This window comes from Bradyrhizobium sp. 192 (assembly GCF_023100965.1).
GTDB classification, from domain to species: domain Bacteria; phylum Pseudomonadota; class Alphaproteobacteria; order Rhizobiales; family Xanthobacteraceae; genus Bradyrhizobium; species Bradyrhizobium symbiodeficiens.
This window is the reverse complement of the sequence record NZ_CP064690.1, coordinates 6332218-6347661: the sequence shown is the minus strand read 5'-3', so window position 1 is coordinate 6347661 and position 15444 is coordinate 6332218. Positions and strand designations below refer to the sequence as shown.

Here is a 15444-nt window from a genome sequence, read left to right as displayed (position 1 = left end):
TGTAACGCGGACTGAGGATCGTCATGCTTGGCAGAATTGGAATGCGGTGGGCCTTCGTGGTGGCGCTGACCCTGGGAACGGCTTCCGGTGCATTCGCCGCGGAGGACGGCGTCTGGTCGGTCAGTAAGGCCACCGGCGAAGTATGGGTCGCGACCGACGGCGTGCAACAGGTGTCGCTGAACCAGGAAGCGACGCTCAAGCCCGGCAATACCATCCGCACCGGACGCAATGGCCGGGTGCTGCTCGTCCGCGGCGAGGAAACCATTCTGATCTCTCCGAACTCCGTGGTCGGCTTGCCGGCCGAGAAGAAGGATGGGCTTTCGACCACCATCATCCAGCAGGCGGGATCGATCCTGCTCGAGGTCGAGAAGCGCAACGTCAAGCATTTCGAGGTCGAGACGCCCTATCTCGCCGCCGTGGTGAAAGGAACGCAGTTCAGCGTCACGGTGGGAGCTGGCAGCACCAAGGTCGGCGTGCTCCGCGGCCAGGTCGAAGTCTCCGACTTCAAGACGGGACAGATCGCCCAGGTCATGCCGGGGCAAGCGGCCACGGTCTTTGAGCGCGGCAAGCCCGGTCTCAGCCTGAGCGGTGCAGGCACGTTCAATCCGATCGAGCACGGCAAGCCGCGCGCCTCGACGATCGAGCGTGTCCCCGTGCCGAAATCGGGCCTGTCAGCGCCGCGCAATGCCGCGAGCGGCCATGTGATCCATGCGCTCGGTCCGATCGACAAGGGGACCAAGGCGGCAGGCGTGCCGAAGGCATCGCATCAGGCGGCCGGAGGTCATGTTTCCAAGGCCGGCGTCGTGCGCATTTCAAGCTCGCTCGGCGAGGTCAAGCTGAATGTCCACAAGGTCACCAATGGGCTCGCCCGCGGCGCGGTTGCTCCCGGACAGGTGCGCAACGCGAACGCCAACACCGGTTCTGAGACGGTCTGGAGCGACGGCAAATCGAATGCCCCGGCATCCAACAGCTCCGTCCAGACTGCGGCAACGACGAGCGGTGCGGCAACTGCTGGCAGCAGCGCATCGGCTGCGAGTGCGGCGATCGCGGCAGCGGCAGCAGGTGCATCCAGCGACAGCCCCGGAAACTCCGGCGGCAACAACGGCAACGGCAATAGCGGTAACGGCAACAACGGTAACGGGAATGGCAATAACGGTGCCACCGGCAACGGCAGGGGCAACAACGGCAACGGCAATGGGAACGGCGGCGGTAACGGCAGCAACGGCCATGGCCACGCCTATGGCAGGCGCTGAGGCGGTTTACTAGGGGATGAGGGACGCACCTGCAGAAGCGGGTGCGCGGGAGGATCGGGTGAAACGCTATCGGCCGCATATTCTCGTCGCGATCGCGCTTGCGATCGTGCTGTCCACGGGATGGCATGGTGCGCTTCGCAACGCGCTCACCGACCTACGGTTCAGCTGGCAATCGCGTGCGGCCAGCGGCAATGTCGTCGTGGTGGCTATCGACGCGCCGTCCATCGATCGGATCGGGGTGTGGCCCTGGCGGCGCCGGCTCCACGCGGAGCTGTTGCACAGGCTCGTGGCGGCGGGAGCGGGGGATATCGCCTTCGACGTCGATTTCAGCACACCCTCGGATCCGGCTTCGGACGAGGCCTTCGTCCAGGCCCTTCGCGAAGCCGGCGGCTCGACGATCCTGGCGTCCTTCAAGCAGCCGACGCCGAATGGCGGTGCGGCCCACATCAACCGTCCCCTGAAATCGTTCAGCAACCAGTCGTGGCCGGCGGTCGTCAACGTCGCAGTCGAATCCGACGGACTCGTTCGCCGCTATCCGTTCGGCGAGAAGCTTGGCGATGCCGTGATGCCGTCGATGGCCGTCGTGCTGGCCGGGCAGGACGCCAACCGGCGGCCGCCCTTCCTGATCGATTTCAGCATTCGTGCAGCCTCCATTCCCAGCGTCTCCTATGTCGACGTGCTGCGCGGCGATACCGCTGCTCTCGACAGGCTGAGAGGCAAGAAGATCATCGTCGGCGCCACTGCGCTCGAGCTCGGCGACCGCTTCAGTGTTCCCAACGGCAAGATCGTCTCGGGGCCGGTCCTCCAGGCGCTGGCCGCAGAATCGATCCTCCAGAATCGGATGCTGCGCTGGACGTCCGATATCGGCATGATCCTGGGCCTGGGCGTGATCTGCCTGCTCATGATGTATTCGTGGCGCCGCCTCGCGCCGGGAATTCGCGTCGCGGTCCTGGTCGCCGCCGGGGCGGTTGTCGAACTCGTCGCAGCCCTCGTGCAGGCAAGATGGTCCCTCGTCATCGACACGTCGCTGTTCCACATCGCGATCGTCGCTTATCTGACCGCGATTGCGCTGGACGAGATCGATTTCCGTGGTCTCCTGGGACGCATCGCCGAGAGCCGCTTTCACCGCATCGCGATGTCGCTTGGTGACGGTCTCGTCTGCACCGACGAGGATCATCGGATCACGGTCTGGAATCCCGGCGCGAGCGCGATCTTCGGCTACGCGCCGGCGGAGATGATCGGCCGTCCGTTCGAAACGCTGTGCGTCGTGCCGGCGGACGGTGATGCAAGGCCGTCCATGCATGACGCCGCGCGCCAGGCGCTCCTGGTTCCGGGCGGCGCGGTCGTCGTCGAGTTCGAGGGCCGGCGCAAGAATGGTGAAACCTTCCCCGTCGAGGCGAGCTTTTCGGGCTGGCAGGGAACGGAGGGTTTCCAGTACGGCGCGATCCTGCGCGACATCTCGGTCCGCAAGCGCGAAGCCGAACGCGTCAAATATCTTGCCGAACATGACGCGCTGACCGGCCTTGCCAACCGCAACACGCTGCACGCCCGCCTGGTCGGCATGATAGCGAATGCGGAGCGAAAGCCTCGCGAGGTCGCGTTGCTCGTCATCGGGCTCGACGGCTTCCAGAGCATCAACGACATGCTGGGGCATTCGGCGGGAGACCTCGTGCTGCAGGCGGTCGCCATTCGCCTGGAGGGTCAGGCCGGAGATGGGGCGATCGTCGCGCGGCTCGGCGGAGATGAATTCGCCATTGCGCGCGAAGCAGCAGACGGCAGTGAGCCGATCGTGAAATTCGCCGAGCGGATCGCGCGTGCATTCGAAACGCCGCTCGCGACGGGCACGCGCCAGCATCGCGTCAGGATCAGCATCGGCGTCGCGGTTTATGGCGAAGGCGGACAGGGCGCCGACGAACTTCTCAGCAATGGTCATCTGGCGCTGAGCAAGGCAAAGATGACGCGCCGCGGCAGCCATGTGATCTTCGAGGCTGCGATCAGGCAGGAACTGGAGAGCCGGCTGACGCTGGAGAGCGAGTTGGCGCTCGCCGCGGATCGCGGCGAGTTCGAGCTGTTCTACCAGCCCCAGGTTCGTCTGACCGACGGCAGCCTTGTCGGCGCCGAAGCGCTCATCCGTTGGCGGCACCCCGTGCGCGGCTACGTCTCGCCCGGAGAGTTCATGCCGGTGGTCAACACCTCGGCCTTGTCCGAGCGGATCGCGAACTGGGTGATGGAAACCGCCTGCCGTCAGGCGCGCGGCTGGGAGCTGTCCGGAAGCGGCGTGCGCGTCGCGATCAACCTGTCGCCGTCGCAGCTCCACTCCGGCGATCTCGCGCATTCGGTTGCGACATTGCTGGAATTGACGGGGCTTACACCGTCGCTGCTCGAAATCGAGGTGACCGAAGACATCCTGCTCAATGACGAAGGCCGCGTGCTCGACATGTTCAAGCGCATTCAGCAACTCGGCGTTCGCATCCTGTTCGACGATTTCGGTACTGGTTACGCGAGCCTGAGCTATCTGAAGAAGTTTCCGCTCGACGGGCTCAAGATCGACCGGTCGTTCGTGTCCGGTCTGCTCTCGAATTCCGACGACGCGGCGATCGTCGGTTCGACCATCGGCCTCAGCAAGCAGCTCGGTCTCACCGTGGTGGCGGAAGGCATCGAGGATCGTGCAACCGCCGACTTCCTGGTCAGCATGGGATGTGAAGAAGGTCAGGGATATTTCTTCGGCCGTCCGATGCCTGCGCAGGCGTTTGAAAAGCAATTCCTGGCGCCGGAGCTCGACGCGGTCAGTGCCGCCTGAGCCAGGTGGCCTCGCTGTCTATCGCCGCCGGGCGACCGCGACCCCGAAGAGGAAAGCGACGAACAGGCTGGCAAGCGGCGCTTCGCGCGTGATGGCTGCGACTGTCGCGAGAGTCCCACCAGGTTTCCGCGATTCCTCGACGGCAGAAGTCAGGCGACCGACTGCTGAATGCAGGCCTCCGGCCACTTCACCAATCGTGCGGGAGACGTCCGCCGCTGTATCGATGGCGCGCTCGGCCATGCCGGGTTGGTGATCTGACTGCGGTATCTCGGTGCTCAAGCGCGATCTCCAAGCGTGAGAATGGAGGCTGACACCTTTGGCTATCCGCGCGAGCGCTCGTTTTGAACAGCGGGTCTGACGACCTTTTGCTCTTCGCGAGAGGCGCCCGTAGTCCACGGCGGGTGCCGGCCTTGGATGAGCAATTCAGCGCGCGGGCCTTTGTTCCGAATGAGTTGTCGGATGAGGCGTTTGTGCCCGGGAAACGACGGGGGCGAATCTCTGTTAGGCTGGCTCGACCTCGTTGACGTCAGGAGACAGCCGTGACCGATCGAACCATGACGGATCGAGCCCGGCGCATCGCTTTACTCGGTGCTCCCATCGACATGGGGGCGTCGCAGCGCGGCACCTTGATGGGCCCTGCGGCGCTGCGTACCGCGGGCCTTGCGACATTGCTCGAAAGCCTGGATTTCGAGGTCGTCGACTATGGCGATCTTTCCGTGGCCGAAGTCGGGGACCTCACCGACAGGCCGCCGGAAAGGGCCAATCACTACCGCGAGATCCAGCGCTGGACCCGCATTCTGAGCCAACGAGGCCATGAGATCGCGCAAACCGGCGCGCTGCCGATCTTCCTCGGCGGCGATCACACGCTCTCGATGGGATCGGTCAACGCCATGGCGCGCCATTGGCAGGAGCGGGGACGCGAGCTGTTCGTGCTTTGGCTCGATGCCCACGCCGACTACAACACGCCGGAGACGACGATTACCGCGAACATGCATGGCATGTCGGCCGCGTTTCTGTGCGGCGAGCCCGGCCTGGACGGCCTGCTCGGCGACGATCCGCGCGCTTCGATCACCCCTGGCAGGCTCGATCTATTCGGCGCGCGTTCGATCGACAAGCTCGAAAAAGAGCTGATGCGGGCCCGCCGGATCAGGGTTGTCGACATGCGCCAGATCGACGAGTTCGGCGTCGCCGTCCTGACCCGGCGCGTCATCGAGCGGGTGAAGGCCAGCAACGGCGTGCTGCATGTCAGTTTCGACGTCGATTTCCTCGATCCCAGCGTGGCGCCGGGCGTCGGCACCACGGTGCCGGGTGGCGCGACCTATCGCGAAGCACACCTGATCATGGAGCTGCTGCACGATTCCGGCGTGGTGGGATCGGTCGACATCGTCGAGCTCAATCCCTTCCTGGACGAGCGTGGCCGGACGGCGCGCACCGCCGTCGAGCTGATCGGCAGCCTGTTCGGCCAGCAGATCACCGACCGGCCGACACCGAGCAACGCGATCGCTCCGGGCGAGTGAAGCGGCGGCTGACGAAGGCTACGAACGCCCATCTGCTAGATGGGGCGCAGCTTGTCACCCGGCAGTTGCGACAGGGCCGTATCGATGGCGGACTGCAGCTCTGCCGGCAAGGGGGCTTTCTCAGAGTTCCGCGAGACTTTAAGCTGCGCGGGGGAACATTCTCGCAATTGCCAAGTTTTCCCGATGCCCTTCCCCAATGGGGACCCCGCATGGCCCCAGCTCCAATGCCCCCCAATATACCCGCGAGCTGGGGCCTTTTTTTCTGGAACCCCAGCGGCGACGCGGCCGCATTTTGCCAATGCAGACGTGAATAGGCGGACACCATGAAATGGATGCTCGTGGTCCTCGTGGGTGGCGTCGCGCCCGTCAACACCGATCTCGTCTTCGACAAGTTCAGCGACTGCCTGTCCGCCGAGGCGCAAATGCGACAGCATTACTCCGATGCGTTCGATGCCTGGGACCGGCTGGCCGCTGCAAGAATCGACCGGCGTAGCGACTACAAGAAGGCGCGCGAGCTCGAGGCGAAAAGACTGCTAAGCAACGTCGGCACCTGTGTGCCCCACGGCGGGGGCGAGTCTGTTGCTCCGGCAGAGCCGCCCAAGTCGCCCGCTGCATCTCCGCAGCAACCTGCTACGCCGTCACAGCCGACCCCGCGAACTTAGCGAAACGTCTCGCCTCATAGGAAAAAGCCACGTTTATTGCAGCTCGGCCTTTGAGGTGTGGAGCGAGCGCTCGCCAATGGCGATGATGCCGTTGCCGTACCACGAGGTGGTCGTGGTGGAGCCGCCGCTCCGTCGATGCGGCACATCGTATCCGGCGGGGCCGCCATCACGGCCGGCGCCTTGGCGGACGATCTGGTCGTTCGACCAAAGTTAATCGGGAAAAAGTGGAAATATAGATGATGCCGTGAGTTGGCAGCATGGATACAGGTGTCTGGAGAGCATCATCGTGGACGACGCCGTCTTGAAGAATGCCGCCGAAACGGCGTGGACGGTGTACCGGGCGCGTCATCCCGAGGTCGACCTGTTCGACAACCGGCGATGCCTGCTGGAACGCCATTTGCTCAGGAGAAGGGAAGAGCGCGAGAGTGATGCCGAAGAACTCGCCAGCTTCGGGATAGCCTACCTGTGCCGGCTTCCCAGAGACGAATGTTGACCACCATTAAAATGTTCGTCGCGCGCGTAGTTCGCGGGAGCACAAGTCCGAGTTGGACGCTGCTCGCGATTTCGTTTCTCATCTCGGCGGTCATCGTAACCGCCTTGCGGACGACGTTTGGGAATTAGTTGCCGACACGCCGCGGACGGCCGGTCCGGGCCGCTCTAGTGCAAGCGCCCGCAGTCTAGAACCTTGATCCTCCCGGCGGCGTCAAACGCCAAATTCGCGCTCATGACGCCCTTACTGGTGACGTACGAAATCACGGTTCCCCGGTCTGAAGGGTTGAGATCGTCCAGCGTGCCCGCGGGATATTTTTGGAGGTGCTGGATCCAATAGGCACGAAGGGCTTCGCGGCCGGTGATCGTCTGGACGCCGCTGCAGCCGCAGTGCACTACGGCATCGTCTGCATGAAGCTCCAAGATCGCTTCGATATCGCCAGCGCGGCAGGCATCAAGCCAGTCCACGGCCACGGCCATTGGGTCAAAAGAGCTATTTGTCACTTGCTGCCGTCCAAACTGATTTCCGCCAAGGGAACCAAATCCACTCGTCATATTTTAATAAGCCACCCGGCCACGGCCATATGCCGAAGGACATAGAGGACCGGGCCGAGGCAAAGTCGATGTTGGACGCGTCCGCCAAGCACCGGATACTCAAACCCATCCGGCTTGCGATCGTTGATCGGCAACCGATCGTCCTGCAGGGGCTGAAGTCGGTCCTCGGGACACAGCAGGATTTCGATATCGTCGCCTCGGCCAGCGACGGGACAAGCTGCCTCGAAGCTATCAGGAGTTTGTCGCCCGACGTCGCACTCATTGCCGACACCCTGCCGGACCTGACCGCATCCGACATCCTGGCGATTGCGAAAGTCGAGAAGCTTTCCACGCGCCTGGTGTTCTTTACCGAAGCCGGCGGCAATCACGATCTGACCGCAGCGATCGCTGCCGGCTCTTGCAGCGCAATTTCCAAAGATGCCGCTCCCGGCACCATGCTGCAATCACTGCGGCTGATGGGAAAAAGCGGTGTCTCGCTGGAGCCCTCCGATCTCTCGCCCGCCGGCAGGGAAGCGGGTGGCGGCAGCAAGATCGAAAAGATGCTCGAGCTGTTGACGCCCCGGGAACATCAGATCGTTCGGTTGGTCTCGGAAGGCATGTCGAACAAGGAGATCGCTCGCCAGCTCGACGTTTCCCAAGGGACGGTCAAAGTCCATCTGCATAATATCTTTCAGAAGCTCGAGATCACCAATAGAACGGTGCTCGCGACCCTCTCATTGCTGCAACGCACCTCTGGTTTCAGCGTGCTCGCGCTGGGCATTCTGGCATTCGCAATTGCGGACGAGCTCAAGGCGTCGGAAGCCAACGACATATTTGCGCATGATGATGGCCACGGTCAGAAAGGCGAGCACGCCGAATATGAGGTCTGCAAGAAAGCCATTCTCCAGCATCTCATCGTCTCGAAATCCGGCGACACGCCACCATTCACGGAGAGGGACCTGCTTGCCAAAGCAAGCCAAGCCGCGAGCCCGTCCGCGGCAATGGAAGCGCTGCGCGCAGCGGAGCAACTCCTGGGCTCGAAACCCTGGAAGGATGTCGTGGCAGGATCGGGCACGCCAAGTCTGCCGGCGCTCTTGCTGCGAGGGACCAATGACGCTCTGAGCGGAGGTGACCGTACAGGGGAAGATCACCTTCCGCGGCTTGCTTCCAATCCGATGTCGATTCACGGTGCCTATGGCACCTTCGCCGCTCTCGCCGGGGCATTGATCTACGAACTGAGCGATGTCCAGCACGCCGCGCAGTCGCATGAACTGGATCAGGCTTCCATCGACAGCTTCCTGGCTGGCATCGGGGACAATGCCACCAAACTGGCCGCGATCACGCATGTCGATGCCAATCCCGCAGACAACGCAGCACCTCATTTCCTTTCACACGATTTCGGTCCGCATTCTGCCTCGGTGACCACTGCGAACAACATCGCGCAAGAGCGCGTTCGGGGCGAAGACGGCCCGGACGCCGCGGCTCACAACCTCCAAACACTAGTCGGCGTAGTGGACCCGGGTCACGATCTCCGCCCGCGCGGACACAGCGGCGATCAGCTGTTGGGGGGTAACGGCGAGAATGGTGTTGATCGCTCTCCGACCGGCGCCAAGTCTGCCTCTTCCGATTCCGTCATGGATGACGCATCCGGGCCGGGCCGGCTCAATCTTGCGGCTTTCGGGGCACTCGCCTGGCTGCATCTGACGGCGGCAGCCAAATCCATCCCGCCACATACCCTCGCCTGGATCTATGACCCCGCAAGCAATCAAACGATCGTCTATGTGAATCCAACCGACCACATCCTCGATGTCGGAGACCGCGGCCTGCTCGAAATCCATATGCAGGGAATTGTCTCCGTTGCGGAGTCGGATGTCGTTCAGCAATCGGGGGGCGCCGCTGTCGCGGTTACCCTTGAGCAACTCGAACAGGCGCTGATCCTGGCGTCCGCAACCGATGAGACGGCTTCCAGTATGAGCAGCAGCCACGCGAGTGAGGAGCCGCTCGGGGAGGCCGGCGTTTGGAGCGCTTCGGCCGATGACGGCTTGAGCTTTCAATTCGCGCACGTTCGAACCGGCTCCGGGACGGCGGCCAAGTCCGGCACCTACAGCAGCGATTCTGCGGATGCAGCAGACGAGAATGCGGGTGCGTCCGGTGTGCCGGCTTACGGATCATCAATCGCGCCTGGTCAGGGTGCGTCGCCTCCGACGGTGGAAAACCTCTCCTGGAAGAATGAGCCGACTCACCCGAATACCGGGGCTGCGTCGACCAAGCAGAGCGAGATGGTCCAGCCGGACTTCAACACCGCCGACAGGACCGGCCACAGTAACTCTGAGCACAGTCCGGAACCAGGTTCGGAAAAGGCGACGGAAAAGGCCGAAACTGAGTCCAAACCCGGCAAGGGCGTCGGTCTTGGCAATGACCACCATTCCCAGGCGCCGGACAGTATGCAAGGAGCAGCGAAGACGGCAGAGCCAGGCGGTGCCGCGCACGGCAACTCGAGCCAATCGGCTTCCGCCAAAGGAGCGGAAGCGGGCGAGAGCGCCGAAACGCCCGGGCAGACGGAGCACGGCCACTCACAGAAGGTTGCGGAGCGGGGCCCGATCAAGGTGGTGGCCGTGGAGATGGCCGGGGCGGAGCCCAAACCCGGCAACGGCGTCAGTGATGGCAAAGAAGGCCATTCTCAGGCTTTGGACGGTTCGCCAGGAGCAGCGAGGACGGCCGAATCCGGCAGCGCGGCACACACGAATTCCAGCTCAACATCAGCCAAAGCAGCGGACCCAGGCGAGAGCGTCGCAACTCACGGCAACACGGATCATGGCAACGCGCAGCAGGCTGCACATGCCGGTGCAAACCCATCGGAAGCTGTGCCGGCGAAAGCGGCATTCAAGCTTGGAAGCGCAGATCAAGAACCAGTGTTCCGCTTCGATGACGACGTGGCTCCTTCCACGCGCGTCGCGGTCGTCGAGTCCAAAGAGCATGGCAATCCCCACGTTACCCCCGGTCAGAGAGATACCCCCCAGATGATCGCCGAGATTGTTCCTGGTTCACTCGACGAGCACGCCGCCAGCCACGGCATTACCGATCCGCATCACGGCGTTGGACCTGCGCCCCATGACTGGCTGATTTGAAGCCTTGCATCCTCCTGACTGAACATGGGCGGGAGGGCGACCACGCGGGTCCGGGTTGTGCACTGTTGGACCCGCCTGACGGGAGCGGGGAACCGAGAGGGGCGGCTCTGAATTAACCTGCGATGGGAAAATAGCGGATACTTCGATGACAAATGGTCGTTTCGCGAGCTCCATATCTACCGCCCTACGCCACCCCGGCGTGATCGCGCTCATCGTGGCGGGTGTCACGATTGCAGCCATGCTGATCGTCGACCACGGTCCATGGAACCGCGCCAAGACGCAGCCGGCCCATGTTGCGATGTATGCAACGACCGGAGAAGCGGCACGGGCCGCCGGCGCCGCGGTGCTCCCGACCAGCCCGAGATCGCCGATCGAGCCCTCGCGGCCCGGGCCCAAGACGTCCCCGACCGTCAATCCCGTGACGCCGTAGCTTCGTCAGCCCAATACCGACGAGCCGAGCAGAGCGAGCACGGCCAGCGCCATCAGCGCGGTGCCGAGCCAGCCCAGCGCGATCAGCCATGAGCGGGCCCTGAAGCGGCCCATGATCGCGCGGCTCGAGACGATCAGCATCATCATCGCCATGATGGGCACGGCGACGATACCGTTGAGCACCGCGCTCCACACCAGCATGTGGATGGAGTCGATCCCGGTGAAGCCGAGGCCGAAGCCGATGATGGTTGCCGCGGCGATGATGGTGTAGAAGCCGACCGCTTCGTCGGGCTTGGCCTCCAGCGTCGCCCGCCAGCCGAAGATCTCCGCGACGCCATAGGCGGCCGAGCCCGCCAGCACCGGGATCGCGAGCAGGCCCGTGCCGATGATGCCGAGCGCGAACAGAGCGAAGGTGAAATCGCCGGCCAGCGGCCGCAGCGCTTCGGCCGCCTCCGTCGCCGAATTGATCTTGGTGATGCCATGCGCATGCAGCACGGAAGCCGTGGTCAGGATGATGAAGAAGGCAATTCCGTTGGAGAGCAGCATGCCGGCGAGGGTGTCGGTCTTGATGCGGTCGAGTTCGTGGTTGCCGCCGCGCTTGAGCTCGCGGAGCGGCTTGTCGCGCCGGCCCTGGTTCATCTCCTCGACCTCCTGCGAGGCCTGCCAGAAGAACAGATACGGGCTGATCGTGGTGCCGAGCACGGCGACCACCATCATGAAATACTCGGTGCTGACATTGGCCTTCGGCCACACCGCGGCGAGCAGTGCCGTACTCCACGGGATCTTGACGGTGAAGGCGGTCGCGACATAGGCGAACAACGCCAGGGTGAGGAATTTCAGCACCGGCGAATAGCGGCGATAGGGCAGGAACACCTGGAGCAGGGTCGAGCCCGCCGCGAAGATCAGCGCGTGCTCGTGGTTGAGCCCGCCGATCACGAGCGAGAGCGCCTCGGCCATCGCGGCGATGTCGGCGGCGATGTTGAACGTGTTCGCGGCAACCAGCATGGCGACGAGGCCCAGCACCGCCCAGCGCGGCGCGAGCCGCATGACGTTGGCGGCGAGCCCCTTGCCGGTGACGCGGCCGATCTGGGCGCTGACGAGCTGGATGGCGATCATGAACGGTGTGGTGAGAAACACGGTCCACAGCAGACCGTAGCCGAATTGCGCCCCGGCCTGCGAATAGGTGGCGATGCCCGAGGGATCGTCGTCGGCAGCTCCCGTGATCAGTCCCGGCCCCAGCCTTTGCAACAGCGTCGGCGCGGATTTCGTCGGCGTGAGAGCGCTGTCGCTCATGAGCGGACCTCGTCGGGGCGCGGCTACTTTCATAGCAAATGCTGACGAGGGAACGAAAGTTCCTCACCGCGCGGGCGATCCAATATTTCGGTTAAGCCTAAGTCAGCTTGACTGTCGGGCAAAACGGGAGTAGATTGCGATCATCCCAGAGTTTGCGTCGGCTCACCGCCGGGGTCCGTGAGGCTTGCCCGCGCCAGGTGACGGGGATGTCGAGGGCCAGGGATGATAGCCTGCGCCGCCGCGCTACTTGATGCTGACGAACATGCCCCAGGCGGCGGCCAGCGCCGCGCCGGAAAAGACGATCAGCGGGTTATCGCAGAATGCGCCACCATAGCTGCACATGGTGACGCCGAGCGAGCCGATCTCGTGATGGCTCGCGGAATAGAACAGTCCCGACAGCACCAGCAATGCAGCGGCGACGTAGTACATGGGCGATTTCTCCGACGTTGTCCCGATTGCATTCGCGCAAGCACATGTCCCAGCATGGCGCGAAGAGATTGCATTTCGCCAAATCCGCTATGTTGCATTTGAGATAAAGTTTTGATCCGCCGGGCAAGGCATCGGACGATGAGAGCATCGGGACGATTTGGCACTCGGCTGACGGCGCATTCGCCCATGAGAAAGGGCCCCGCACCGCGGGGCCCTGGTCGTGCAATCCGAGAACGCTTAGCGACGCGCGCTCGTGCCGTAGAGCTGACGCTCGCGGCCGATATCTTCCGGCGAAAGCGGCGGGCTCGCGGCATCGAAGTCGTTCCAGCCGGACTTCTGCCAGGCCGCGCTGCGCTCCTGCAGGTTCACGGCGCGCTCGTGCAACAGAGCATCGAGACGGGCGCGATCCTGGTCGGGCACCCGAGCGGTCACCAGCGTGCCGCCGCGGCGAACGCCCTCGGCGTAACGCGAGGCTTCTTCCTTGGAGACGCCGGCTTCCGTCAGGGCACCGACAATGCCGCCCGTGGCCGCACCGGCAGCTGCGCCGACTGCGGCCGCGGCGAGCCAACCCGCTGCGACGACCGGTCCGAGACCGGGGATCGCCAGCAGGCCGAGGCCCGCGAGCAGGCCGGCCGCGCCGCCGAGGCCCGCACCGATACCGGCTCCGGTCCCGGCGCCTTCGGCACGATCATCGACGCCGTCGCGATCGCGGTCGACCTTGCCGGAGCGCGAGCCATACCAATTGTCGGAGTTGTTGGCGACGATGCTGATGTCGGAATGCGGCACGCCGGCGGCTTCGAGCCGGGTTACGGCGCTCTCGGCGTCGGCGTAAGTGTCGTAAAGGCGAGAGATGGTGGTGGTCATGTGTCAGGTCTCCTGATTGCTTTGCGCGCTATTTGGCGCGTTACTTGGCGCGTTACTTGGCGGGATTGACGTTGCCCTGGAAGTCCAGGCTGACGTCAGCCTTGGTGCCGGCCTTGTCGGCCTTGCCGCGCCAGACGCCCTGGTCATCCTTCTTCAGGCCGGAGACATTGGAATATCCCGCCTCTTCGATCTTCGATTTCGCCTGGCCCTCGGTGAAGCTGTTGCGGCCGGCGACAGGCTTGTTCGAGTTGTTCTGGTCCGCGCTGTTGACGGCGTTGTTGCCCGGCCCGCTCTGGGCAGGCTGAGACTGTGCGCTTGCGGGCACCGCTGCGAGCAGCAACATGGTCGTGGCAAGTAGAGTGAGACGTCGCATTTTTTGTCCTCCGGCAGTGAATGTGCCGGCGACAACAAGTGAGATTCGAATTGGTTGCTTTGAGTTCGTAGCTTCCGAGTGCCGCAGCGCTTCTTGCGCGAATGCCGCGTGCATCGAGATCAGTTTTAGGAACGTTTGCCGGTTTGTCCCGTTTAGCGGCGCTCTGCGGCTGATGCTGATTGGGGGCGCCGAATCCAACGCGCCGCGCAGGCGAGACGACTCCCACCATGCAATCCCGCGACCCGCTGTTGAAGAAATGGACGGTGCAAGACCACGAGCGGCCTTGGCCGAAGCGGCCGGGGGCCCGACGAGATTGCGCTCGAGCTCAATCGCAGCGGGCGGCCGTGAGGGCGCGCGCCTGGCAGCACGGGATCGGCTTGAAGCTTGTTACGCAGAAGCGCGGCAAGCAATAGAGGGCCGTCTTCCTCCGAGCTTGCCTTCATGCCGGCACGTCACTTCGTCGAGTGTGCTTCGGCCTGCGTCGTGGCGGGCTCCCAGGGTGCGGGAAGGATGACGCGGATCGGGCGCGCGTCAGTGGCGCCTTGAACCGCGGGCCGGACCTGCTCCCTGGCGGGATCGGCCAGTGCCACGGACAGCAGTGCAATCAGCATAGCCAGCGAAGTCGCCACAAGTCTCAAATCCAGCATCGAAGCCTCCGTTGTGCGCATCAACGCAGGCGGCGCGACTTGGTTCGGGCCAGACCGGGAATAAGCGGCAATATTTCGATGTCCGGAGAAGACAGGTCCAATCGGCTTCGGAGACCCACATTGCCGAGCTGTCGCGGAACGCTGCGCGAGAGGCCCGCGTGGCGCAATCCGCACGGGCTTTTGGCTATGAATCGCTCTTACGGAAAACGTGGAAGGGCCGGCCTTGCCTCAGCCGGCGAGCGACACGTTGATCTGCTGAAATCCCCGCACCGCCGGCAACGACATGAAGCCGGGCTTGGCAAAATGATAACCCTGGAACAGCGCGATGCCGGCGGCCCTGAGAACCGTGAGTTCGGCCTCGTTCTCGACGCCCTCGGCCAAAACCGTGATGTCGAGCTCGCGCGCCATGGCCGCCACGCCCGATACGATGACCTGCCTGGCATGGCTGAGATGGATGTCGCGCAGCAGCTCCATGTCGATCTTGATGAGATTCGGCTGCAGCCGGGCGAGCAGGCCGAGGCCGGCATAACCGGCGTCGAAATCGTCCAGCGCGGTCCAGAAGCCGAGGGCCTTGTAGGCGCGCACGATGTTTTCGACATGCGCGGGATCGCTCATCCGCTCGTTCTCGGTGAATTCGAACATCAGATTGGACGGAGGAAAATTCGCGCGACGCGCGGCCTCGAGCGATTTCTGGATGCAGGCGCGCGGCTCGTACACCGCATTCGGCATGAAATTGATCGAGAGGCGGGCGCGCGGATCGGCGAACAGCTTGCCGGCGGTCTCGATCGCCATGACGCGGGCGGCCTGGTCGAAGCGGTAGAGCTGATCGTCGGTGAGCTGGCTGAGCACGCTGTGGGCGCTCTCGCCGTTCGGGCCGCGCACCAGCGCTTCATAGCCCCAGATCCTGTTCCCGGTGACATCGACGATGGGCTGGAATGCCATCTTGAATGCGAACGGCAGTTCCGTCCCGTCGGCACATCCCGCGCACTTCACGCCCATCTCGTCAAACTCCTGCAGCCCTCAAAC

The 15444-nt window shown here is 63.8% G+C and carries 15 protein-coding genes; 7 read left to right on the top strand and 8 right to left on the bottom strand.

Annotation, left to right across the window (positions count from 1 at the left end):
* Positions 1-23 precede the first annotated feature (23 nt).
* Together IVB24_RS29740 and IVB24_RS29735 are read left to right on the top strand one after the other, a co-directional pair.
* The gene (locus IVB24_RS29740) at positions 24-1253 is read left to right on the top strand and encodes a FecR family protein (RefSeq protein WP_247770107.1); all 1230 of its coding nucleotides are present in this window, start codon (positions 24-26) and stop codon (positions 1251-1253) included.
* 58 nt (positions 1254-1311) lie between these two features.
* Positions 1312-4053 (top strand): EAL domain-containing protein, encoded by a 2742-nt coding sequence (locus tag IVB24_RS29735; RefSeq protein WP_247770106.1) that lies wholly within the window; start codon positions 1312-1314, stop codon positions 4051-4053.
* Between the two features lie 18 nt (positions 4054-4071).
* Here the strand turns inward: IVB24_RS29735 and IVB24_RS29730 are convergent, their stop codons facing one another.
* On the bottom strand, positions 4072-4332 hold the full coding sequence (locus IVB24_RS29730; RefSeq protein ID WP_247770105.1) for a hypothetical protein: 261 nt from the start codon (positions 4330-4332) through the stop codon (positions 4072-4074).
* Between the two features lie 260 nt (positions 4333-4592).
* Between IVB24_RS29730 and rocF the strand changes: the two genes are divergently transcribed.
* The 3 genes from rocF to IVB24_RS29715 all read left to right on the top strand — a co-directional run bounded on the left by rocF (position 4593) and on the right by IVB24_RS29715 (position 6725).
* Positions 4593-5570 carry an arginase gene (gene rocF / locus IVB24_RS29725; protein ID WP_247770103.1) on the top strand — a complete coding sequence of 326 codons (978 nt, stop codon included), beginning with the start codon at positions 4593-4595 and terminating at the stop codon, positions 5568-5570.
* A 323-nt stretch (positions 5571-5893) separates the two neighbouring features.
* A complete protein-coding gene (locus tag IVB24_RS29720) occupies positions 5894-6232 on the top strand; it encodes a hypothetical protein (RefSeq protein ID WP_140480628.1) in 339 nt (112 codons plus the stop codon).
* A 286-nt stretch (positions 6233-6518) separates the two neighbouring features.
* On the top strand, positions 6519-6725 hold the full coding sequence (locus IVB24_RS29715; protein WP_247770096.1) for a hypothetical protein: 207 nt from the start codon (positions 6519-6521) through the stop codon (positions 6723-6725).
* A gap of 164 nt (positions 6726-6889) precedes the next feature.
* Here IVB24_RS29715 and IVB24_RS29710 read toward each other — a convergent pair whose 3' ends face one another.
* Complete coding sequence (locus IVB24_RS29710; RefSeq protein ID WP_247770094.1) at positions 6890-7225, bottom strand: nuclear transport factor 2 family protein; 336 nt, start codon at positions 7223-7225, stop codon at positions 6890-6892.
* Between IVB24_RS29710 and IVB24_RS29705 the strand changes: the two genes are divergently transcribed.
* Positions 7219-10383, top strand: a complete 3165-nt coding sequence (locus IVB24_RS29705; protein ID WP_247770092.1) for a LuxR C-terminal-related transcriptional regulator — start codon at positions 7219-7221, stop codon at positions 10381-10383. The two genes, IVB24_RS29710 and IVB24_RS29705, sit on opposite strands and share 7 nt — an antisense overlap.
* Positions 10384-10528: 145 nt before the next feature.
* Positions 10529-10813, top strand: coding sequence for a hypothetical protein (locus IVB24_RS29700; RefSeq protein WP_140480626.1), 285 nt, complete (start codon positions 10529-10531; stop codon positions 10811-10813).
* Between the two features lie 5 nt (positions 10814-10818).
* Here IVB24_RS29700 and IVB24_RS29695 read toward each other — a convergent pair whose 3' ends face one another.
* The 6 genes from IVB24_RS29695 to IVB24_RS29670 form a co-directional block, all read right to left on the bottom strand.
* Positions 10819-12105, bottom strand: a complete 1287-nt coding sequence (locus IVB24_RS29695; RefSeq protein ID WP_247770091.1) for a divalent metal cation transporter — start codon at positions 12103-12105, stop codon at positions 10819-10821.
* Positions 12106-12348: 243 nt separating this feature from the next.
* Positions 12349-12534, bottom strand: coding sequence for a hypothetical protein (locus IVB24_RS29690; RefSeq protein WP_166468591.1), 186 nt, complete (start codon positions 12532-12534; stop codon positions 12349-12351).
* 237 nt (positions 12535-12771) lie between these two features.
* Positions 12772-13398 (bottom strand): general stress protein, encoded by a 627-nt coding sequence (locus IVB24_RS29685; RefSeq protein WP_247770089.1) that lies wholly within the window; start codon positions 13396-13398, stop codon positions 12772-12774.
* A 52-nt stretch (positions 13399-13450) separates the two neighbouring features.
* On the bottom strand, positions 13451-13771 hold the full coding sequence (locus IVB24_RS29680; RefSeq protein ID WP_094972632.1) for a PepSY domain-containing protein: 321 nt from the start codon (positions 13769-13771) through the stop codon (positions 13451-13453).
* A gap of 452 nt (positions 13772-14223) precedes the next feature.
* Positions 14224-14418: a hypothetical protein gene (locus tag IVB24_RS29675; RefSeq protein WP_148667338.1), complete on the bottom strand. Its 195-nt coding sequence runs from the start codon at positions 14416-14418 to the stop codon at positions 14224-14226.
* A gap of 228 nt (positions 14419-14646) precedes the next feature.
* Positions 14647-15417: an EAL domain-containing protein gene (locus tag IVB24_RS29670; protein WP_247770087.1), complete on the bottom strand. Its 771-nt coding sequence runs from the start codon at positions 15415-15417 to the stop codon at positions 14647-14649.
* Between the last annotated feature and the right edge of the window lie 27 nt (positions 15418-15444).